The 21,355-nt window shown below is 65.0% G+C and carries 23 protein-coding genes and 2 tRNA genes; 17 read left to right on the top strand and 8 right to left on the bottom strand.

The genetic code is table 11. The features are described 5' to 3' along the window. Window positions 1-52: 52 nt before the first annotated feature. From C7I55_RS11090 to C7I55_RS11065, 6 genes are all read left to right on the top strand, one after another. Window positions 53-1,006: a hypothetical protein gene (locus tag C7I55_RS11090; protein ID WP_106512972.1), complete on the top strand. Its 954-nt coding sequence runs from the start codon at window positions 53-55 to the stop codon at window positions 1,004-1,006. Continuing rightward, entirely contained in the window at window positions 1,003-1,857 is an 855-nt protein-coding gene (locus C7I55_RS11085; protein WP_106512971.1) for a glycoside hydrolase family 16 protein, read from the top strand. Before C7I55_RS11090 ends, C7I55_RS11085 begins: the two co-directional genes overlap by 4 nt. A gap of 51 nt (window positions 1,858-1,908) precedes the next feature. After that, window positions 1,909-1,995: transfer RNA gene (locus C7I55_RS11080), tRNA-Tyr, on the top strand. A gap of 19 nt (window positions 1,996-2,014) precedes the next feature. Beyond that, window positions 2,015-2,088, top strand: a tRNA-Gly gene (locus C7I55_RS11075). Between the two features lie 126 nt (window positions 2,089-2,214). After that, window positions 2,215-3,237 carry an acyltransferase family protein gene (locus tag C7I55_RS11070; RefSeq protein WP_106512970.1) on the top strand — a complete coding sequence of 341 codons (1,023 nt, stop codon included), beginning with the start codon at window positions 2,215-2,217 and terminating at the stop codon, window positions 3,235-3,237. Window positions 3,238-3,370: 133 nt separating this feature from the next. Continuing rightward, window positions 3,371-3,721 carry a GFA family protein gene (locus C7I55_RS11065; RefSeq protein WP_106513217.1) on the top strand — a complete coding sequence of 117 codons (351 nt, stop codon included), beginning with the start codon at window positions 3,371-3,373 and terminating at the stop codon, window positions 3,719-3,721. A gap of 24 nt (window positions 3,722-3,745) precedes the next feature. Here C7I55_RS11065 and C7I55_RS11060 read toward each other — a convergent pair whose 3' ends face one another. The 4 genes from C7I55_RS11060 to C7I55_RS11045 form a co-directional block, all read right to left on the bottom strand. After that, window positions 3,746-4,558 carry an ABC transporter ATP-binding protein gene (locus C7I55_RS11060; protein ID WP_106512969.1) on the bottom strand — a complete coding sequence of 271 codons (813 nt, stop codon included), beginning with the start codon at window positions 4,556-4,558 and terminating at the stop codon, window positions 3,746-3,748. 79 nt (window positions 4,559-4,637) lie between these two features. After that, on the bottom strand, window positions 4,638-5,876 hold the full coding sequence (locus tag C7I55_RS11055) for an esterase-like activity of phytase family protein (protein WP_158266382.1): 1,239 nt from the start codon (window positions 5,874-5,876) through the stop codon (window positions 4,638-4,640). A 56-nt stretch (window positions 5,877-5,932) separates the two neighbouring features. After that, window positions 5,933-6,616, bottom strand: a complete 684-nt coding sequence (locus C7I55_RS11050; RefSeq protein ID WP_106512967.1) for a cyclase family protein — start codon at window positions 6,614-6,616, stop codon at window positions 5,933-5,935. A 103-nt stretch (window positions 6,617-6,719) separates the two neighbouring features. Beyond that, entirely contained in the window at window positions 6,720-7,148 is a 429-nt protein-coding gene (locus C7I55_RS11045) for a VOC family protein (protein ID WP_106512966.1), read from the bottom strand. Between the two features lie 335 nt (window positions 7,149-7,483). On the opposite strand from C7I55_RS11045, the gene C7I55_RS11040 reads away from it, so the two are divergent. After that, window positions 7,484-10,498: a TonB-dependent receptor gene (locus tag C7I55_RS11040; protein ID WP_106512965.1), complete on the top strand. Its 3,015-nt coding sequence runs from the start codon at window positions 7,484-7,486 to the stop codon at window positions 10,496-10,498. An 83-nt stretch (window positions 10,499-10,581) separates the two neighbouring features. On the opposite strand, the gene C7I55_RS11035 is transcribed toward C7I55_RS11040, so the two are convergent. Then, window positions 10,582-10,788 carry a hypothetical protein gene (locus C7I55_RS11035; RefSeq protein ID WP_106512964.1) on the bottom strand — a complete coding sequence of 69 codons (207 nt, stop codon included), beginning with the start codon at window positions 10,786-10,788 and terminating at the stop codon, window positions 10,582-10,584. Between the two features lie 111 nt (window positions 10,789-10,899). On the opposite strand from C7I55_RS11035, the gene rlmB reads away from it, so the two are divergent. Further along, entirely contained in the window at window positions 10,900-11,637 is a 738-nt protein-coding gene (gene rlmB / locus C7I55_RS11030) for a 23S rRNA (guanosine(2251)-2'-O)-methyltransferase RlmB (protein WP_106512963.1), read from the top strand. 94 nt (window positions 11,638-11,731) lie between these two features. Next, a complete protein-coding gene (locus C7I55_RS11025; RefSeq protein WP_106512962.1) occupies window positions 11,732-12,607 on the top strand; it encodes a hypothetical protein in 876 nt (291 codons plus the stop codon). Between the two features lie 26 nt (window positions 12,608-12,633). Here C7I55_RS11025 and C7I55_RS11020 read toward each other — a convergent pair whose 3' ends face one another. Next, window positions 12,634-12,951 carry a 2Fe-2S iron-sulfur cluster-binding protein gene (locus tag C7I55_RS11020; protein ID WP_106512961.1) on the bottom strand — a complete coding sequence of 106 codons (318 nt, stop codon included), beginning with the start codon at window positions 12,949-12,951 and terminating at the stop codon, window positions 12,634-12,636. 92 nt (window positions 12,952-13,043) lie between these two features. Between C7I55_RS11020 and C7I55_RS11015 the strand changes: the two genes are divergently transcribed. From C7I55_RS11015 to C7I55_RS10990, 6 genes are all read left to right on the top strand, one after another. After that, the gene (locus C7I55_RS11015; protein WP_106512960.1) at window positions 13,044-13,685 is read left to right on the top strand and encodes a DNA-3-methyladenine glycosylase family protein; all 642 of its coding nucleotides are present in this window, start codon (window positions 13,044-13,046) and stop codon (window positions 13,683-13,685) included. A gap of 157 nt (window positions 13,686-13,842) precedes the next feature. After that, a complete protein-coding gene (locus tag C7I55_RS11010) occupies window positions 13,843-15,444 on the top strand; it encodes an amidohydrolase (RefSeq protein WP_106512959.1) in 1,602 nt (533 codons plus the stop codon). A 77-nt stretch (window positions 15,445-15,521) separates the two neighbouring features. Continuing rightward, on the top strand, window positions 15,522-15,764 hold the full coding sequence (locus C7I55_RS11005) for a hypothetical protein (RefSeq protein WP_106512958.1): 243 nt from the start codon (window positions 15,522-15,524) through the stop codon (window positions 15,762-15,764). A gap of 178 nt (window positions 15,765-15,942) precedes the next feature. Beyond that, a complete protein-coding gene (locus tag C7I55_RS11000) occupies window positions 15,943-16,275 on the top strand; it encodes a hypothetical protein (protein WP_158266381.1) in 333 nt (110 codons plus the stop codon). A gap of 18 nt (window positions 16,276-16,293) precedes the next feature. Beyond that, window positions 16,294-16,668, top strand: coding sequence for a response regulator (locus C7I55_RS10995; protein ID WP_106512956.1), 375 nt, complete (start codon window positions 16,294-16,296; stop codon window positions 16,666-16,668). 352 nt (window positions 16,669-17,020) lie between these two features. Next, entirely contained in the window at window positions 17,021-17,374 is a 354-nt protein-coding gene (locus tag C7I55_RS10990; protein ID WP_106512955.1) for a PilZ domain-containing protein, read from the top strand. A 39-nt stretch (window positions 17,375-17,413) separates the two neighbouring features. Here C7I55_RS10990 and C7I55_RS10985 read toward each other — a convergent pair whose 3' ends face one another. Next, window positions 17,414-17,659: a DUF6894 family protein gene (locus tag C7I55_RS10985; protein WP_106512954.1), complete on the bottom strand. Its 246-nt coding sequence runs from the start codon at window positions 17,657-17,659 to the stop codon at window positions 17,414-17,416. Window positions 17,660-17,801: 142 nt separating this feature from the next. Continuing rightward, window positions 17,802-18,416 (bottom strand): FMN-dependent NADH-azoreductase, encoded by a 615-nt coding sequence (locus C7I55_RS10980; protein WP_106512953.1) that lies wholly within the window; start codon window positions 18,414-18,416, stop codon window positions 17,802-17,804. Window positions 18,417-18,501: 85 nt separating this feature from the next. On the opposite strand from C7I55_RS10980, the gene C7I55_RS10975 reads away from it, so the two are divergent. Beyond that, entirely contained in the window at window positions 18,502-19,473 is a 972-nt protein-coding gene (locus C7I55_RS10975; protein ID WP_106513216.1) for a LysR family transcriptional regulator, read from the top strand. A gap of 30 nt (window positions 19,474-19,503) precedes the next feature. Further along, the gene (locus C7I55_RS10970; protein ID WP_408640597.1) at window positions 19,504-21,351 is read left to right on the top strand and encodes a DUF885 domain-containing protein; all 1,848 of its coding nucleotides are present in this window, start codon (window positions 19,504-19,506) and stop codon (window positions 21,349-21,351) included. Window positions 21,352-21,355: the final 4 nt, after the last annotated feature.

Raw genomic sequence — 21,355 nt, 5'->3', positions numbered from 1 at the left:
TTGTCACTCGACAGGCTTCGAGCCGGGTTGAAAATGTTCTAAGCCTCGGCACGTGACGCGCGCCGCTCCCCTTTTCCCGCTCCCGCTCATCGTTGCGATCGTCGCCTGCTCCGCACCCGACCTGTCGATACCCGCGCGCCCGGTGACCGACTCCGAGGAGGTCCGCTGGAATGGACTGGCCGTCCGCCCGACCGGCACTCCGGACAACCTGTCTCTTCTCTTCTCCCGCGCGGGAACGGTCGTCCACCGCGAACGCGATCCGCGTGCCCAGGATTGGGGCCTGTTCCCGCCCCGCGATCTCGACGGAGACGGCGCGGACGATCTCCATGCCTGGTTCTGGAGCGGCGGCGCGCATTGCTGCATCACGCACCTCGTCTATTCCGGCACGATGACCGGCGATCCGGTCTCGCCGACGGTTGCCTGGCGGCTGGAGCAAGGCGACGGCGATCCGATCGGCTTCGAGACCGTGCCGGGACATTCCCGACCCGTTCTGGCCGTGCCGGACAGCTCTTCGGCCTATGTGTCGGGCGCCTTCGCCGACACGCCGATGTTCCCCTATTTCGTCGAGGCGACGCCGAGCGGACTTCGCCTCGCAGGGGCGCTGATGCAATCGGCCGAGCCGGGCGGCGGCCCGGCGATCCTGCGCGACGGCGCCACTGCGCGCGCTGCCTTTGTCCGCGCGGCGTTCGGCTCCGAAATCGCGCAGACCGGCCGGATCCCGTCGGCCGCCGAACGCATCCGCGTGTTGCGCGGACGCCTCGATACGCTGCTTGCCGCGAAAGCACCGGGAGTTTCGGCCGCGGACGCTCTCGCCGGCGCCGATCTGCTCCCGGACGTCGAACGTCACATCAAGCTTTACTGCGTGTACGACAGCGCCTGCGACATTCCCGCCCTTGCGGCAGAGATCGAGGGCAGCCGTCCTGGCGTTCTCGGTGCGTGGACAAGCGAACTCGACGAAAGCTGGCGCAAGTCCCCCCTCTTTGCCCTTAAACGGAGCGCCCGATGATCTTGCTGCCGATCCTTCTGCTCGTGGCGCCCGACGTCCCGCTGGCGCCGGAACCGACCTATCAACTGGTCTGGTCGGACGAGTTCGACAGAGACGGCCTCGCCGATGCCGCGAAGTGGAGCTACGACACCGAAGCCAACAAGCGCGGCTGGTACAATGACGAAAAGCAATATTATGCCGAAGCCCGGCGGAAGAATTCGCGCGTCGAGAATGGCCGGCTGATCATCGAGGCGCATCGCGAGCCGGACGCGGCGCGCACCCTACCCGATTGGGGCGGCCAGGCCTATACGTCGGCGCGCCTCGTCACCCGCGGCAAGGCGAACTGGACCTACGGCTTCTTCGAGGTACGCGCCAAGCTCCCCTGCGGGCGCGGCAGTTGGCCGGCGATCTGGACGCTCGCGGACCAGGGCAAGCGCGGTTGGCCGACAGACGGCGAGATCGACATCATGGAGCATGTCGGTTACGAGCCGGGCGTGGTTCACCACACGATCCACACGGCCGCCTTCAATCACGTCAAGGGCACGCATAAGACCGCCAACCGCAAAGTCACCGACGTCTGCGGCGCGTTCCACGATTATCAGCTCGACTGGCAGCCGGACCGGATCCGGATCGGCATCGACGGCGCCGCTGTGTTCACCTTCGACAAGCCGTCGGACGATCCCGCGGAATGGCCGTTCGACGCCCCGCATTACTTGATCCTCAACGTCGCCGTCGGCGGCACGTGGGGCGGCGCCCAGGGGATCGACGATGCCGCTTTGCCGCAGCGGATGGAGGTGGATCACGTCCGCGTCTGGCAGCGCGCAACGGCCGATACGGCCATCAAGCGACCGAGTTCGCAATCGACGCGTTGACAGGCGCCTGCGGGTCCGCCATTGAGCCCCCCGCTCGCTTCGGGCGCCCCTGGACAGGTGGCCGAGTGGTTAAAGGCAGCAGACTGTAAATCTGCCCGTCATGGACGTACGCTGGTTCGAATCCAGCCCTGTCCACCAGACGCCTGAAGCGGGCCGAGCGGGTGTAGCTCAATGGTAGAGCAGAAGCCTTCCAAGCTTACGACGAGGGTTCGATTCCCTTCACCCGCTCCAGATCCGCTGCACGGAGGGCTTGGCCCGACACGGCGTGTCGCCGATCCGTCGCGCGCGCTGCTGAGCGAAAGCCACTGCCGTCTTTCCAGACGATGCTGATTTCACCCGCATGTTGATGGGGTTTGTTTGAGTATCGTCGAAAAGCGTCATTCCGACCATCTTCTCACACTGGACGCCCTCCGAGGGATAGCCGCTCTTGCGGTCGTACTCACCCACATCGGGGCGATTGCAAACCGGCCGCAGGTCGGCGCCTACGGGTATCTGGCCGTCGATCTGTTCTTCATCATGAGCGGCTTCGTCATCGGACGCGCTTACGAACCCAGGATCCTCGCCGGCATGTCGTGGCGGGCCTTCATGACGCTGCGTATCGTGCGGCTCTACCCGGTTCTCGCGCTTGGCTGCTTGGCCGCAGTCCTCGCAGCCCCCTCGCCGACGTGGCCCGCCTTCGCTCAGTTCCTGCTGATCCCGGATTTCTCGACGCCGGCCCTGTTCCCGCTGAACGAGGTGCTGTGGAGCCTGTTTTTTGAGATCGTGATCAACGGTGCCCATGCGGCGTGCGCGAGAAAGTTGACGACGTCGAAGCTCGTCATCGCCGTCGCGCTGGCCGGGTTGGCCTTCCTCGCCGCAACCTGGATTCATTCTGGTCCAGGCGTGGGCTGGGGGCGAGACAGCTTCTTCGGCGGCTTTGCGCGGGTCGCCTGGGGCTATGGCATCGGGCTGCTGATCTACAGGCTGACCTCGTCGAACACGCTGGTTCTGCCCGCATGGCCCGCGGCATTTCCGGTATTTGTCCTCGGCATCTTCCTGTTGGCACCCAATAGCGGCTTCGGCGCGCTGCGGGTCCTGTTCGCGGTTTTCCTGTTATTCCCAGTTATGGCCGCTCTTTCGACGAATGCCGTCGTGCCGAAGAGCCTGGCGGGCTTGGCCGCCTGGCTCGGGGCCGTCTCCTACCCACTCTACGCAGTTCATTATCCGATCCTCAAATTGGCCGCCTCGTGGCAGCCGGGCAGCCTCGGATGGGGCGGCACGATAGTCGTGATCCTGCTCGTCTCCACGGTGATCGAATATGGGATCGACGCGCCACTTCGCAGGCGGCTCCGGCGACGGCGACCAGCCCGGAACGGCGCAGCGGCCCCGGCAGCCGGCTGAGCTGCGCCGATCCGCCGCAAAAGGCGTGATCCATCCTTCTTCCTTGGTGGCCAAGCCGATGCAGGAACGCGACCGGCTGAGCTGGAAAGCGGTCCTGTTGCCTTGTAGCGTCCCGAAAACCGGGAGAGCGGACATGTCATACGAGGGAAGTTGCCATTGCGGAGCCGTTGCGTTCGAGGTCGAGGGCGACATTCCTCCCGAGGCGATGAGCTGCAATTGCTCGCATTGCCGCCGCAAGGGCTTTCTGCTGACCTTCGTGCCCGCATCCCGTTTCCAGCTGACAGCGGGCGGTGAGGCCCTCCAGACCTATACGTTCAACACGCACCGGCTCCGGCATCGTTTCTGTCGGACATGCGGAGTTCAGCCGTTCGCGGAAGGCGCCTCTCCGGACGGAAGCGAAACGCGGGCGGTAAACCTGCGCTGCGTGCCATCCGCCGACCTCGACGCGCTGACCGTGAACAAGGTCAACGGCGCAGATTTCTGATTGATCTGCCGGAGCGGCCGGGTCTCAGGCGAAGCGGGCGGAATACCAGCCGTCGACGCAGTCGAGCGTCACATCGGCATCGAACAAGGCGCTCAGGCTGGCGGCGTCGAGCAACCGGGCCTTGCTGTCGTCTCCGGTCACCGCGCCGTTTCTGATCGTCACGACATGGTCGATTTCGGGCAGGATCTCCTCGATATGGTGGGTGACCATGATCAACGTTGTTCCGCCGCGCGCGAGGCCGCGGAGCGTTTCCAGGAACGATCGGCGCGTTCCGGGATCGAGGCCTCCGCATGGCTCGTCCAGGAACAAGGCGCGGGGTTCGTGGACGAGCGCGCGGGCGATCAGCACGCGGCGGGCTTCGCCGGTCGACATGGTCGCCATGTCTCGGGCCGCGAGATGGGCGATGCCGATCCGTTCGAGCGCCCGACCGGTGCGGCTTCGCATCTCGGCGGTGAGGACGTGGTGCTGCCAGACGCCGCTCGCGCCGAAAAAGGCCGAAGCGACGGCGTCGAAGGCGCTGAGCGGGCCTCTGCCCGTCTCGCGCCCGGCGAGATCCGCATGCAGCGACGGCGAGACAATGCCGATCACCTGCCTGAGATCGGCAACGCTCCAGCGATCGCGCCCGAGCACCCGGATTTGCCGCCCGCCGAGCGGATAATGTTCGCGAGTCAGGAGCCCGAGCAGGGTCGATTTGCCGGAACCATTGGGGCCAAGGATCGCGATATGCTGGCCTTGCTCGATGCGAAGGTTGAGGCGATCGAGCACGAGCCGCTCGCCGCGCATCACGCTGATTTGGTCGAGCTCGAGCAATGGCGGCAGTTCAGGTCGGTCGATCATCGACGCCGTCTATAGGGCGCTCTCCGCTTCAGGGGAGAGGAAAGGCCGGCGACGGACCCCGCGGCAGGCACTCCACTCCTCACGCCAGAACCGGGTCCGCGAACTCGAGTCTCCAGAAGCTGGTCTCGGCGCCTTCCACGCCGAAATCATTGTCGTTGACCAGCAGCAGCGTGCGTGGCGACAGCACGGCCACTCCTTCGATGTCCGCTGGCAGCTCCGGAACATCGTCGCTCGTGAACAACAGCCGCTTGTCCAGTTCCGGCAAGGGCGCAGCGGCCGCGCTCAGTTCCTCGATGGTGGGCCGGGTCTCGATATCGAGATGCTCCGACCCTAGCGCGGACGCGGCGCGCAGATCGACACGGTATAGTTTCGTCGTGCGGGAGGCGCGCTCGAGTACCAGCAGACTGTCCTCGCCCAGCCAGACGAGCTCGCTCACCTTGAGGTCGCTCCATCCGATCGCCTCGTCCCGCGCATCGCGCAGGAAGCTTTCGGGCGGATCGAGCGGGTAGAGATATTGGGCACGGACACGCAACGTCGCGGCATCGAGCTTCCACAAGCGCACGTGCCGGGCGGCCGCATGCGTCTGCGGATCGGGATGGGCGAGCGGGCTCTGGAACGCGAGAAACAGAAAGGCGCCGTCGGCGGAGACCGCGATCGCCTCGAAGCCCCGATTGATCTGCCGCCGCGAGGCGATCGCAGGCAGGATCGGCCGAACGGGATATCGGGCGCCGCCGAGTGGCACGTTGGCCGGAACGAAGCGCGCGATCACGTCGCCGCCGGCACCGACATGGACCAGCGAAGGTCCGAATTCATCGCCGACGAAGAAGCTCCCATCGGGCAAGGCGACAATGCCCTCGGTGTCGAGGCCGGAAGGATCGGCGGAGATCGGCTGACCATCCATGTCCAGGGCCGGTTCGGAGATCGCATGATCGCCGTGCGGCATCGGCAGACCTGAAACGGCTACGCCGTTGCCGTCGCGCAGGCGCAACACCGCGGCGAGCTTGATGCGATCCTCCACCACCTGCAAGCGGGCGAGCGCCGGTCCGAGATCGGTCCGCGGCATGATCTTCGCCCCCGACATCGCCGCCAGCGGGCGGAGATGCTCCAGCCCGTAAAGATCGAGGAGCGTCTTGATCTTGAGGTTGGGGCCGCGGTCGCCGACCGCCCAGACAATCCCCGGCGGATCGTCGGGCCGGCGCGCAAGGCCCGAGCCGTAGCTGGCGCGCAAGGTCATCGCGCCGCCCGGGCAATCGATCACATCGAGGATCTCGTCGGTCCAGCCCAGCCGCTGCAAGGTGAAAGAGGGTTTTTCGCTCATGGACATCTCCTCACATGCGCAGAATGGCGCCGGCTGTAAGCTTCTCGTGGGATCTGTCAGGTGCGCTCGATCCTGGCGTGGGCACGAACCGGAAAGGTCCCCATGCCGCGGATCTTCGGCGGAACCGCCGTGAATCGAAAGCCCTCGCGGGGAAGCCGCTCGAGGCCGGTCATGTGCTCGACGATCGGAATGCCGGCCGCGAGCAGCACAGAATGAACGGGCCGTGTCGATCCCGAGATGTCGTCGATATTGTGCGAATCGATGCCGACCAGGACCGCGCCGGCATCGCGCAGCCAGATCGCGGCGGCCTCGGTAAGGAAGGGATGGCTTTCGAAATAGGCATCGGTGCGCCAGTGGCGGTCCCAGCCGGTATGAACCAGAACCGCCCGGCCGCGAACATCCACGCTTTCGAACGGCTCCGATCCAACCGACGTTTGTCCGAGCGCGGGCACGAGAATGCCGGGCACATCGGACACGGCCTCGAGCGAAAGGCCGGCGAGGTCGAAACCGTCGGCATAGCGGTGGTACGGCGTATCAAGATAGGTACCGGTGTTGCCGACCATCTCGATCCGGCCGATCTGGAATTCGGTGCCTTCGGCATAGATCGCCCGCGAGGCTTCCCGCGACAGGTGATCGCAGATCAAGGGCGCCGGCAGCCCCTTGTAGGTGATCATGCCATGTTCGATGTCATGGCTGAGATCGACGAACCAACCCTCCTCCGGCCGACTGTCCTGTTGCATTCCTGCTCCCGTCCCGGCCGCACAGCACGACCGATCGCCGCTCTGGCGCAAGCCGTCTGTCCTGCAAAGCCCTTGCAGCGCCGGCCGGCGAAAGGAACGGCCCTTAGAAGGTGATCGTGACCGAGGGGGCGCTGCGGTTTGCCTCGCCGTGGAAAACCGCTTCGATATTGTTCCCGTCGGGATCGAGCAGGAAGGCGGCGTAATAGCCGGGATGATAGGGACGCTCTCCCGGGGCACCATTGTCGCGGCCGCCGGCGGCCAGACCGGCCTTGTGGAACGCCTCGACCGCAGCGCGGTCCGCAGCCTGAAAGGCGAGATGATGGCGCCCGGTCAATTTCCCCTGCGCGGCTTCGCTTTCCGCAGTCGATACGAACAGCTCGTCGGCCCAGAAATAATCCTCGGCGGAGCCGCCGATCGGGATACCGAGCACATCGAACACAGCTTCGTAGAAACGTCGGCTGGCGGCGAGGTCTTTGACGACCAATTGGAGGTGATCGATCAGTCGTCCGCGGTGCAGTTCCTGCGCTTCCATGATGCTCTCCTTACCAGGTCACGGAGCAACAACCGTCGCGCCTCATCGCAGGATGGGCAAGGCTTGTGCAGCGGCCCAGTCGCAGCCTCGACACGCCCAGCCGCAGAGTGGCGCTCGGCGAGCAACGATCCACCGGTTTCGTTACGCTCTCAATCACGTTTGCATGTTCCCAAGACTAAAAAACCAGTCTTCTACGGCAACTTAGATTTGTATGAATAATCCGATATTTTCCTTTGGAGATGGATCAACCTTGTGCATAATATGGGACGAAATACTAAGGAATGAGACGGTCGAGAGCCGCACAAGCGGCCGGTACCAACAGGAGAGGAAGCCAGATGAAGACGGGGATTGAGTTACGTCCGGTGAAGACTGCCTGGCTCGGCGCTTCTGCGCTGGCGCTGATCATGAGCACTGGCTGGGCGGCTCCCGCCGCGGCGCAAGAGAGCGCAGCGCCGGTGGCCGATACGCAGGATCCTGAGGTCTCCGACGGTGCAACCGACGGGACGGCTGCGGAAGAAGGCATCATCGTCACCGGCTTCCGCGCGTCGCTCAACAGCGCACTCAATCTGAAAAGGAACGAGACCGCTGCGATCGACACGATCGTTGCCGAAGATATCGGCAAGTTCCCCGACAGCAATCTCGCCGAATCGATGCAGCGCATTCCCGGCGTTTCGCTGTCGCGCGGCGACGGCGGCGAGGGTCGCAACATCTCGGTCCGCGGGCTCGGCGCCGGCTTCACCCGGATCCGCATCAACGGCATGGAAGGCACTTCGCAGACCGGATCGTCCGACATCTATGGCGCCGGAAATTCCGGCCGGAGCTTCGATTTCAACGTCTTTCCGTCGGAGATCTTCTCGTCGCTGACCGTGCGCAAGACGACGTCCGCCGATGTCGAGGAAGGCTCGCTCGGCGCGACCGTCGACCTGCGGGCACCCAAGCCGTTCGACTTCAAGCAGGATCTGGTGCTGAGCGCGACCGCACGCGGCGTCTACAACGAGCTCAGCAAGAAGGTCGATCCGCGCGCCTCGCTGCTCGTGTCCAAGCAGTTCGGCTCGTTCGGCATCCTCGGCTCGGTCGCCTATACCAGCCGCAACATCCGCGAAGTCGGCTATTCCGCGGTCGACATCCTGTCCTCGACTTTGGGCGGCAATCAGCTCGGTACCGGTGCCGCCGCGCAGCCATTCTGTACCCCGATCGGAGTCGCGCCGATCAGCCCGTCCCCGACCGCACAAGCGGCAAAGGGCGCAACGGCGACGATGTGCAGCACCAACAATCCCCGCACGGGCACAGTCGCCGCCTACAACAGGATCATGGCGCTGCGCAGTGCGGCCGCTCCGAACACGCCGGGCAGCGGTGCCTTCTTCCCCCGGATCCCGCGATTCGTGAATTCCGAGCAGGACAACAAGCGCTATGCCGCGACCCTGACCCTGCAATGGCAGCCGAGCGACGACACCGACATCTCGATCGACGGCCTGTTCTCGCGCTACGACGTCACCCGCCGCGACAACTATATCGCCGGCCTGTCCTTCGGTCGGAACGTCAACAACAACGGGCAGCCGATGGTGTCGGTGCGCGACATCGAATTCGACGAGAATGGATCTTTGGTCTACGGGCTGTTCGACGGCGTGGACGTCCGCTCGGAAGGTCTGGAGGACCATTTCGTCTCCACGTTCAAGCAGGTCAATTTGAACTTCAAGCACCGCTTTACCAACGCGTTCGTGATCGACGGCATGTTCGGTATCTCGCGCTCGCTCTGGGACGGCAAGGAGCGCCTCCAGACCTTCATCGATGCGATCGACACCGACAATTTCGTGATCGATTATCGCGACGGCAAGACCGTTCCGACCATCGGCTTCGGCTTCGACGTCTCCAATCCCGGCAATTTCGCCTACGCGCCGCCGCTTGCCGACGGCACCGTGCTCGGCGGCTTCAGCACCCAGGGCAAACCGTCCCGCAACGTCATCGACAACAAGACGTTCGAACTGAACGGCACCTACGAGATCGCTGACAATTTCTCGATCAAGATGGGCGGGCAGTGGCGGGAAGGCGACAGCCGGGCGCGCACGGCCGCTTTGTATCTGGGCCAGAACGTCACGCGTGCGCTTCCGTCGGGAACCACCCTCGCCAGCCTCACCCGGCAGATCGAGGGCGTCGACAATCTGTTCGGAATGGGTGCGCCGGCGAGCTGGGCCGCGATCGATCCCGACAAGTGGCGCCAGACCTTCGGATTCCCGGACAGCTTCGATTTCTGCACCACGGCCGATTGCGGCAGCGGCACCTCCCAGATCCGCGAGCGCGTCAAGAGCGCCTACGTGATGGTGAATTTCGACACGCGCGACTTCCTGCCGTTCCCGATCCGCGGCGATCTCGGCGTGCGCTACGTCCATACCGGTCAGCGTTCGGTCGGCTACCTCTCCCAGTCTCTCGCGAGCAGTCCGACAGGCGTGACGGCGATCGCCAACGAAGTGAACCGCTCCTATGAAGACTGGCTGCCGTCCGTCAATCTGGTGTTCGAATTCACGCCGACCCTGCTCGGCCGCCTCTCCTTCGCCGATGTCATGTCGCGGCCGGAATATGGCCCGCTTACTCCGAGCTCGGCTTCGATCACCGCGACGACGCGCAACGGCACCGCAAACAACCCGTTCCTCAATCCAATCCGTGCAACCACGTTCGACGTCGCGCTCGAATATTATTTCCGACCGGGATCGTTGCTGTCCGTCGCCTATTTCCACAAGGACATCAAATCGTTCATCCAGACGGCGTCGAACCAGATCCCGTTCAACCAGCTCGGACTGCCCGACGAATTGCTCAACGGAACCAACTCGGTTCCGACCGACATCTTCACCATCCGCCAGCCGCTCAACACGCCCGGCGGACCGCTCAAGGGCTTCGAGGTCAATGCGCAGGTGCAGCTCGACTTTCTGCCGGGCTTCCTCTCCAATCTGGGCCTGCTGGCCAATTACACCCACGTCACCTCGAAGATCGACTATATCCTGCAGTCGGGCGGCACCTACAATGCCGATCTCGTCGGCCTGTCGAAGGACGCGGCGAGCGGCACGCTTTATTATGAGGACGACAAGTTCAGCATCCGTGCGACGGCGAGCTATCGCGGCCCCTATATCCGTGGGATCATCGGCGCGAACGGCAACGATTATCAGGGCAATCGCGGAAACACCTTCGTCGACGCTTCCGCTTCGTACAACATCACCAAGAAGTTCAAGCTCATCCTCGAGGCTCAGAACCTCACCGACGAGCGCAACAGCCTGTTCATCGACAGCGTCCGTACCGACACACTGTTCGAGACCCGGATCGGGCGGACGTTCACCTTCGGGGCGAACTTCCAGTTCTAACGACGCGCACGACCGAGAACGCCCGCCGTTCCTGCCTCTTTCCCGCACGGGGAAGAGGCCGAGGATCGAGGAGACAAGATCGATCAGCGGGCTCGGTGGAGGCGCCAGGCGCGGTGGACGTGCCAGAAGTGCCGCGCGAGCTGGATCATGATCACGGCCGAAGCGATGGCGATCAGCGCCGACTCGCCGCTCGATCCATCCTCCGCCTCGTGCGCGGCGGCGGCGAGGCCGATGAAGGGCATCATCAGCAGGGCCAATCCGGTGACGACCTGATCCACTGCGTTGTTCATCGCGGGCTCCTCGCCTTGCTCGTCTTTTACCAAGAAAACGCATGGCGGGTCCATGGGTGCCGCCTCCGCCGGGCCCTTGCCAGCACCGGCGCGCCTCGCCATTGGGGGGACATGCGCCGTAAAGCCCGCCAGCAGAGCAAACCCGAAAACCGCCCCCGCTTCTGGGGACGCCACGCCGTCGCCGCCGCGCTCGCAAATCCCGAGCGCCGGATCGTGCGGATCTCGGTCACGCGCGAAGCCGCGGCCGATTTCGATTTCGATCCGTCGATCCCGGTCACCTATGCCGATGCCGCCGATCTCGGCCGGCTCGTGCCCAAGGATGCGCCGCACCAGGGCATCGTCGCCGAGGTCGAACGTCTGGAAGACATCCTCCTTGCCGAGTTGCTCGATCAGGCAGAGGACGGCCGGCCGCTGATCGTGCTCGATCAGGTCACCGATCCGCACAATGTCGGCGCCATTCTCCGCACCGCGGCGGCGTTCGACGCGCTCGGGGTCATCACCCAGGATCGCCACGCTCCGCCGGAATCGGGCGCCCTCGCCAAGGCGGCGAGCGGTGCGCTCGAGACGGTGCCGTGGGTGCGGGTCGTCAACCTGGCGCGCGGGCTGGATGAAATGGCGGAAGCGGGCTTCTGGCGGATCGGCCTCACCGGCGAAGCGGAAACGACCTTGAAGGAGGCTCTGGGCCCGCAGCGAGTCGCGCTGGTGCTTGGCGCCGAGGGCGAAGGCATGCGCCACAACACGCAACTCCATTGCGACTCCCTGGCGAAGCTGCCGATCAGCGACAGGATCGAGAGCCTGAACGTGTCGAACGCGGCCGCTATTGCACTTTACGCGGCGCGCACGGCCTGACGAAGGCGAGTGCCGCTTGCATGGAGCAATGCGGCGGCCGGATGATCGCCAGCTGGTGCGGTAACGACCAGACGGTCACTGAGGGGGGAAGACCATGAAGCTGTTTCGGATCGTCGCGGCCGGTGCGCTGGCCTTGCTCGCTGCTGCATGCCTGCTGACTCCAGGCCGCTTCGATGCGTCGCTCGATGTCCGCAAGGACGGCAGCTTCACCTACAAATATGCGGGCGAGCTGGTCTTCGTCTCGCCGGGCTCGGCGGCGGCCGCCGCGGCAACCGAGGAGGAACCGTTCGACCCGGAGGGCCAGATCTGTACCGGAGCCGCAGCAGATGATAGCTTGGAGGCGGAGGCCGATGCCGAGGCCGACGCGGCAAGCGACGAGCCGCGCGATTGCACCCCAGCCGAGCTGGCCGAGAAGCGCAAGGAATATGAGGCCGGCGCCGCCGAGCGCGCCGCCAAGAAGAAGCAGGAAGCCGAGGTCGCCAAGCAGATGTTTGGCGGCATGGATCCTTCGGATCCCAAGACGATGGAGGAGTTCGCGCGCCGGCTGCAAGGCAATGCCGGCTGGAAGAGCGTCCGCCACAAGGGCAATGGCGTGTTCGACGTTCAATATGAGCTGAGCGGCCGGCTGGACCACGACTTCGTGTTTCCGGTCTTCCCCGAAGTCGACATGGTGATCCCGTTCGTGAAGGTCGGCCGCCCCTCCGGCAATCGCGTCCGGATCGTCGCGCCCGCGTTCGTGCAATCGTCGGACGGGGGGCTCAAGGCGCTCGGCGCGGCAATGCAGGGCCAGGCAGGCGGCGCCGACGCGGCTCTCAAGAAGCCGGAGGGGACATTCACCCTCACCACCGACAGCGAGATTCTGACCAACAACACGCGCGACGGGCCGGCCCGTTCGACGACTGGCAAGACCCTCAAGTGGACGGTGGGGCCGCTCGACACCAATCGACCGGAAGCGCTGCTCCAGCTCTGAGCCGGAGACTCACCCCGGCCGCGAGCTCAATCTTCGGGCGCGATGGTGACCCGCAGGCCATCGAGCGCCGGACCGAATTCGATCTGGCATGAAAGCCGGCTGCTGGCATCGCGATGGCTGGAGCTGTCGAGCAGATCGTCTTCGTCCCCGCTCATCTTCGGAAGCTGATCGGTCCAGTCGGCATCGACATGGACGTGGCAGGTCGCGCAGCTGCAGCATCCGCCGCACAGGGCGAGCAGATCGTCGAAGCCGGCATCGCGGATGTTCTCCATCACGCTCCAGCCGTTCTTGCCCTCGACCGTCTTCTCGGTGCCGTCGCGGCCGACGATGGTAAGCTGCGCCATGTCTGTTCTGCTGTCCTTCGATGGAAAAGCGGGAAGTGCCGGGCTCGGGGCTATGCTAGGCCACCGCCGGATTGGCAAGACGGGAGTAAGGGATGGGGATATCGGCCGAGGATCTGGCAGCGGCGCTCGATGCGCTGGCAGCGCGCGACCCGAAGATCGCGGCGGCGATCGCCCGCGTCGGCTATCCCGAGCCTCGGATCAGCGACCGCGGCTACCATACCCTGCTTCGCGCGATCGTCGGCCAGCAGGTCTCGGTCGCGTCGGCGACGTCGATGTGGACGAAGCTGACCTCCGTCGTCGGCGACCCGCCGGAGCCGGTTCGACTGCTAGCCGCGAGCGACGAGGATCTGCGGGGTGCCGGCCTGTCCCGCCAGAAGATGGCCTACGCCCGCAGCCTCGCCGAAGAGGTGGTCTCCGGCCGGATCGATTTCGACCATCTGCCTACGGACGATGAGCAGGCAATTGCCGAGCTCGTCCGCATCAAGGGCATCGGGCGGTGGACCGCCGAAGTTTATCTTCTGTTCGCCGAAGGACGGACCGACGTCTGGCCGGCCGGCGATCTCGCCGTCCAGATCGAAGCGGGGGTGATCCTCGGCCTTGCCGAACGTCCGAGCGAGAAACGCCTGCGCGAACTCTCCGAGGCGTGGCGTCCCCATCGCGGCGCGTTCGCGATCCTGTCCTGGCATCATCGCCGCGCCGGCATGACATCCAAGGCGGATCAGGCGCCGGTGTGAGGTTCAATTCTTTCGGCGGAATGTCGCTGCCTTCCCTGCCCCACGGCCGTCGAACCGTGCATGCATACCGATAGCCCATTGACGCGGCGACCCGGCACCCTCCACCCTCCGCCCTTGGACCGGGCAGATCCGGCCACATTCTGCTCGGGGGCTTTCGATGATCAAGATGGTGGCTTCGCTTCTGCTCGGGTCCGCACTCACCCTCGCTGCACCGGGCGCAGCAGCGGGCCCAGGCGGGCTCAAGGGACGGGCAATCGCCGGTGTCGAGGCTCGAACCAAGCTTGCGCAGGAGATCAACGATTCGATCTTCAGCTTCAGCGAGCTCGGCTTCCAGGAAGTCGAAACCTCGCGCTATCTCACCGATCTGCTGGAAAAGAACGGCTTCACCGTCGAGCGCGGCACGTCCGGCCTTCCGACCGGGTGGGTGGCCCGCTGGAGCCATGGCAGCGGCGGTCCGGTGATTGCGCTCGGCAGCGACATCGACGGAATTCCGAAGGCGTCGCAGAAGCCCGGAATTCCCTGGCGCGAGCCGATGGTCGAAGGCGCGCCCGGGCATGGCGAGGGCCATAATAGCGGCCAGGCCGTGAACGTGGTCGCCGCGCTCGCAGTTAAGGATCTGATGGAGCGGGAGAATATCGCGGGCACTTTGGTGCTGTGGCCGGGGGTTGCCGAGGAGCTGGTCAGCGGCAAGGCCTTCATGGTCCGCGACGGCGTCTTCAAGGACGTCGACGAAGTGATCTTCACCCATGTCAGCAACAATCTGGGCACCGCTTGGGGCGCCCCGTCCGGAACCGGCCTCGTCTCGGTAGAATATACGTTCGCCGGTGAATCCGCCCATTCCGCCGGAGCCCCGTGGCGCGGCAAATCGGCGCTCGACGCGGTCGAGCTGATGAACGTCGCATGGAACATGCGGCGCGAGCACCTCCGCGCGGAGCAGCGATCGCACTACGTGATTACCGACGGCGGCGATCAGCCCAATGTCGTGCCGTCGCGCGCCTCCGTCTGGTACTATTTCCGCGAGCAAGACTTCAAGGGCATCGCCAGGAACTTCGCCATCGGCAACACGATCGCCGATGCGGCCGCCGCCATGACCGACACGAAAGTCACGCGCCGCATCCTCGGCACCGCCGCCCCGCGCCACTTCAACAAGCCGATGGCTGAAGCTGCCTATGCCAACATCAAGGCGGTCGGCCTGCCCGCCTGGACCGATGACGAGCAGGCGTTCGCCAGGGCCGTCCAGAAGAGCGTCGCGGCGGAAAAGCAGGAGGGCCTGGCCAAGGAGCTCGACAAGTTCGAGCCGCCGCTCGCCGAGCCCAAGAGCGGCGGCTCGGACGATATCGGCGACGTCAGCTGGGTCGTGCCGACCATCACCATCGGATATCCCTCCAACATCCCGGAATTGCCCGGCCACAATTGGTCGAACGCGATCGCAATGGCGACTCCGATCGCCCACAAGGGCGTGGTCGCCGGATCCAAGGTCGTCGCGATGACGGTCATCGATTTGCTCACCAAGCCCAAGCTCCGGCAGGCGGCGAAGGACTATTTCGCCAACGTCCAGACCAAGGACCAGAAATACGAGCCCATGCTGTCGGCCACCGACACGCCGCCGATTGACCTCAACCGCGAGACCATGGCCCGCTACAAGCCCGAGCTCAGAAAATATTACTACGATCCTGCGCGATATCCCACCTATCTGGATCAGCTCGGCATCAAATTCCCGACCCTGGAAAAGCCGGGCGCCGCGCCGGCGAGCGACTGATCGACTTCATTCGACGGCGCGTGCGAGCGGAACCACCACCGTCCCTGAGGCTTGAAGCTGGCATCAGGAGATTCTTCATGTCCGCGCATGTTATCGCCGTCGATCTGGTCGCTTTGCTTTTCGCGGTGGTCGGCTTCCACATGGCATTCCGCCAGCGCCTTGTCCGCCGCTTGATCGGCGGAGCCGCCGCCAGGCCGAGGACCAGCAGCGAAGACGAGGACCCCGTTCATTATGCGCTGCTGATCTTCGGGATGATGATCCTCGCCTTCGGGATCATCCTGTTCGGCTTCACCACGCTTTACGCCGTCATGACCACCTGAGGGCGATCGTAGGGCGGCTGTTCCCGTGCTTCATCTCGCCCGCACATCGGCACGGCCCATCGCCTAAGCGACTGATCCATCCGCACAAATCGCGCATGTTCATTTTCCGTACAGCCGGGACACGCTGGTCATGGCGATGTGCCGGAGGTTTCCGGGGGAACAAAGAACGAGGGGCAGCGTGATGACGATGTATGTCTACAGCACCGATGGGGAGGCGCGCGGATTCGTCTTCGAGACGACGATCTACGGGATGGACGGAGCGCCGCTCGGGCGCATCGTCGGACCGCGCGTGCATCGCTTCGACGGCTCTTATGCGGGTGAATGGTTTCACCAGATGGTGGTCGACCGGCCGACCGCACGGCCGCGCTCGCTGCCGAGCATCGAAGCTCCCGCCCGCAAGCCCCCGGCAGCGCCGACCTATCGCCGCCGGAGCGTTGCCGAATACGGCAATTACCCGGATGCGTTCGATCGTCTGCTCGGACGCGGAGCCCTCTACGAAGCCGCGGAGTGAGCGTCGGGCGTTGCGGCGATGATTCTGGTCGTTGACGACGAAGCGCCGGTCCGCGCAACGATCAGCCGCGCGCTGGCGGAGCTTGGCTATCCGGTGCGCGAGGCCGAGACCGGCGAACAGGCGCTCACCCTCATTCGTGAAGCGCCGCCCCAACTGGTGATCCTCGATTACGTCATGCCGGGCATGGACGGAGCCGAAGTGGCGCGCCAGATCGGCGACCTCCACGCCAATCTTCCGATCGTCTTCTCGACCGGCCACGGGCCACTCCGGGCACTCCGCGAATCCGCGGGTGCGGAAGCGTCCGTGCTCGAGAAGCCGTTCACCCTGGCCGAGCTGGACGCGTTGATTGCCCGGACGCTCGGCGCCGCACCGCGCCTGCGGAACGGCGGCTGATCGCGTAAACGCTTCGGTGCCCTGCCGGGATTAGCGTCGACTCCGTGGCGCGAACGAGGGGCGGAGACAGTTCCCGCCGGCTCCGCCTTGAGCGTCGCGCAATCCAGCGGCACGGATCTAAGGCCGCCCGCCGGGAACCCGCGTCGGCAACGCGTCAACCTTGTTCGTCAGGCTTCTCTTGCCCGGTTCGGCGCGAGAGATGGCAGGCCGTCTCGGCGGTCCCTCCTATCGGGTTCGAGCGGGCCGGCGCCCCGGCTCCGGCCCGCATTGAGGGCGATACGGGCTTCGTTCCTAACCGAATTTTAGCGGTCCGGACGCTAGCGCGGGTTGGAGTGCGCCCCGGAGGACCCGAATGTTCATCAACGCAGAACTGTCTCAACTTCCAACCGGCGATGGCCGGAAGGCGGTGCGGCGGATCGTGAACATCGCCGCGGCCCTGCGGGAGGCCGGCGTCAAGACCGCTCCGGTGGTCCTGCTCGACATCTCGACGGGCGGCTTCAAGGCCGAGGTGGGTGACGACGTGCTCGAAGGCGCGGAAGTGTGGCTCAAATTGTCGGGTTTCGAGGCAAAGCGCAGCCGGGTCGTCTGGCGGCGCGAGAATCTCGCCGGCTGCGAGTTCGAAAGCCCGTTGCATGAAAGCGACCTCGAGCTGGTCGTGCGGCCGGAGCCGCGCAAGGTCGTCAGAGGCATCTTTCGCCGGCACTGACGCGAGAAGGAGAGCGGCAGGCGCGCTCCCTCTAATGCGTCAGACCCCGCCGGCGTAGCGCGCGATTTCCTCAAGGGGGATCCGGTCCACCGGTATGCCCCCTTCATCCTCGATCTGCACCCACTGCCCTGCCCACCCGCAGCCGAGCGTCTGCTCGGCTCGGATCAGATCGCGGGCGCTGCGCACCGCCTGATACCAGGCGGCCTCGTGATCGGGCAGGGACAGGCCCTGTTCGTCCTTCACCTGGACGCCCTGATGTTCGAAATGAAAGTAGAAAAGCGGCATGCCTGGGAAACGCACAGGGCCGTAAGCAGTGCCGCATAAAGAGAGTTAAGTCGCTCTTAACCATAGATTCTTGGGAGCACCGGTCGCGGCAGATCTCGCCGTCGCGGTCATGCTTCTTTGATCCTGGCCCGGCTGACGTCACTCAGGCGGCGAGCGCGAGCTCGCGCAGCTGCTCGCTTGCCTGGGCGAGCGACGCCTCGGCCGCTTCGGGACCGAAGGCCAGCTTCTCGACGCGCACGAACGTCACGTCGGTGATCCCCATGAAGCCGAGCAGGTTGCGCAGATGCGGTTCCTGGCTGTCCATCGCGGCGGCAGGACCCTCGCTGTACAGGCCGGCGCGGCTTTCGACGACGATGGCGCGCTTGCCGGTCATCAGGCCTTCTGGGCCCGCCTCGCTATACTGAAAAGTGACGCGGGCACGCAGCACGTGGTCGAACCATGCCTTGAGCGTCGATGGAATGCCGAAATTGTACATCGGCGCGCCGATCACGACGAGATCCGCCTCGCGCAACTCGGCGACCAATCGATCGGAGAGCGCCAGCGCTGCCCTGGCGGCATCGCTTTCGACCGGGCCGCCGCGGATCGCCGTAACGGTTTCGGCCGTGAGATGCGGGATCGGATCGGCGCCGATGTCACGCTGGACAATGGTGAGCGCGCCCTCGCGGGCGCCGAGACTGTCGACCAGCTCGCGAGTCAGCTTGCGGGAGACGGATGCATCGCCGGTCGCGGCGCTGTCGAGAACGAGAACCTTGGTCATGAATGCCTCCAATTGCTTGCACGACAGCATCTATGGGCGTAGCGGCGTTGCGAGTAGCCCTGTCAAACGCATCTTGGTGTTGCATATGCTGGAACGCTCTGCGGTCGATCTCCTGGATGTCCTCGCCTTCGTCCGGGTGGTCGAGACCGGCGCTTTCTCGCGTGCCGCAGAGCGGATGGGGATGTCCAAATCGATCGTGAGCCGCCGTGTCGCACGCTTGGAGGATCAGCTCGGCGCGCGCCTGCTGACCCGCAGCGCCGCCGGGGCGCAGCCGACCGACCCCGGCCAGGCCTATTTTGAACGCGCATCCAACGTGCTCGCCGAACTCGAGGCGGCGCAGGAGGTCGTGGCCGACGCGATGACCCAGGTCGCCGGCGCTATCCGCCTCTCCGCTCCCCTTTCCTTCGGCATTTCCTATCTCGCGCCTGCGCTCGCCGAATTCGCCGCGGCCAATCCGCGGGTCGAGCTCGACATCTCCCTCGACGATCGCAATGTTGATCTGATCGCAGGCGGTTTCGATCTTGCAGTGCGCATCGGCCGGCTCGAAGATTCCGCGCTGATCGCGCGCAAGATCGCGCCGGTGCATCGAATCCTGGTCGGCAGCCCGGACTATCTGGAGCGACGCGGGCGGCCCGCCCATCCACGCGATCTTACCGCGCACGACATCCTCGTCTACGGCAACGAACAATGGCGTTTCCGCATCGGCTCACGCTGGGAGACGATTCGGGTTCAGCCGCGCCTGCGCGCCGACAATGGCGAGATGCTCCGCGTCGCTGCGGAAAAAGGGCTCGGCCTCTGCCTGCTACCCACCTTCATCGCGTCTCAGGCGCTCGCAAGCAGAGCGCTCGAGCCGCTCCTGATCGATTTCGCGCTGCAGGAAAGCGGGCTTCACGCGGTGATGCCGCCCGGCCGCGCCAGCACGGCGCGCGTTCGCGCCCTCGTGGACTTCCTCGTCGGGCGATTCGGGCCGGAGCCGATCTGGAATCCCTGCTTCGAAGCGGACCGGAAGCACCTTGAGATCCAGTCAAACGCTGGACGGGACAATCCCAAGCGCTAGAGACGGCCGGTCCGACAAGAAAGGGATGTTGTGACGCGCACTCTGCCTCTCATCGCACTGCTCCTCATTGGCGCCTGCACGGCCGCACCCCACGCCCCGGCGTCGGTGAGCGAATTGCCGGCGCCGCCGCCCCAGCTCCCGGCCGGCGAGACGGACGATGCGCGATTTCTCGCCTTCCTCGACGCGGCCTTCGACGAGGCGGCGGCGCGGTCGCCCGAAACGCTGACCGGCCTCGGCATCAAGACGCATTACGACCGGCTCGACGATTATACCGACGCGGAGGCCGAACGGCAACGTGCCCTGTCGGAGGCGAAGCTCGCCGAGATGAAGGCGAAGTTCGATGTCGCGCGCCTGAGCCCTGCGGCACAGCTCAGCTACCGATTGTTCGAATATTCGGTCATGCAGGGCCGCGAGCAGCATCGCTGGCGCGACTATGGCTTTCCTTTCTCGACCAACGGCAGCCCGGCCGGCGACATCCCCGTCTTTCTGATCAACCAGCACCGGGTCGACAGCGTCGCCGATGCCAAGGCCTATGTCGCTCGTCTCCGCGACAGCGAGCGGGTGATGCGCGAGATTTCGGACCGGGCACTGCGCCAGGCTGAGAAAGGCATCGTGCCGCCGAAGTTCAACTTCGCGCCGGTGCGGGCCGACGCCAAGCGAGTGATCACCGGCGCGCCGTTCGATCAGGGCGCCGACAGCACTTTGCTCGCCGATTTCCGCAAGAAGGTCAATGCGCTCGACGCGCCGGCGGAGGTTAAGGTTCGGCTGATCGGCGAGGCGAACGCGGCACTTTCGGGACCCTTCCGCCGCGGCATCCAAACCATGCTCCGGACGCTCGACACGATCGAACCAAAGGCGACGGGCAACCAGGGCGCCTGGAGCCTGCCCGACGGCGCGGACTACTATGCCGCCCGGCTTCGCGCCTCGACCACGACCAACCTGTCCGCCGACCGGATTCACGAGATCGGCCTTTCCGAGGTGGCGCGGATCCAGAAGGAGATGGAGGCGATCAAGGAGCGCGTCGGCTTCAGGGGCAACCTCCAGGCATTCTTCCAGCACATCAAGAACGGCAGCCAGTTCAAATATCCGAACAGTGACGCCGGCCGGCAAGCCTATCTGACCGAAGCCAAGGCCTTGATCGCGCAGGTGATGGCGAAGGCGCCCACCCTGTTCCGACGCTTGCCGAAGGCACCGCTCGAAGTGCGCGCGGTCGAAACCTGGCGGCAGGAAACGGCGTCGGTGGCCTTCTACAATCCGCCGACCCCCGACGGCTCACGGCCGGGGATCTATTACGTGAACCTGGCCGACATGAACCAGGTTCTGAAGCCGCAGATCGAAAGCATCAGCTATCACGAAGGCGCGCCGGGCCACCATTTCCAGATCGCACTCCAGCAGGAACTGACTGGAATTCCAAAGTTCAGACGCTTTGGTTTCTACGGTGCCTATGTCGAAGGCTGGGGCCTTTATGCCGAGCGGCTCGGCCGCGAAATGGGCTTCTACCAGGATCCCTATTCCGAGTTCGGCCATCTTTCGCTCGAATTGTGGCGGGCCGTGCGGCTTGTGACCGACACCGGGATTCATGGCAAACGCTGGACGCGCGAGCAGGCGATCCGCTATTTCCAGGACAATTCGCTGCTCTCGGAGCGCGATATCGTCAAGGAGGTGGAACGCTATTTCAATTGGCCGGGGCAAGCGACGAGCTACAAGATCGGCCAGCTGAAGATCGTCGAACTGCGCCAGCGCGCCGAGCGCGAACTCGGACCCCGGTTCGACGTACGCGATTTCCATGCGGCGGTGCTCGAAAATGGAGCGCTGCCGCTCGACATCCTCGAACAACAGGTTGCGGCCTACATCGCCGCCAAGACGCAAGAAGGTTGAACAT

The sequence above is a fragment of the Allosphingosinicella deserti genome (assembly GCF_003012735.1).
In the GTDB taxonomy this organism is placed as follows: Bacteria; Pseudomonadota; Alphaproteobacteria; order Sphingomonadales; family Sphingomonadaceae; genus Allosphingosinicella; species Allosphingosinicella deserti.
Note: the sequence above shows the minus strand (reverse complement) of the source record. Positions and strands in the feature narration are given on the sequence as shown.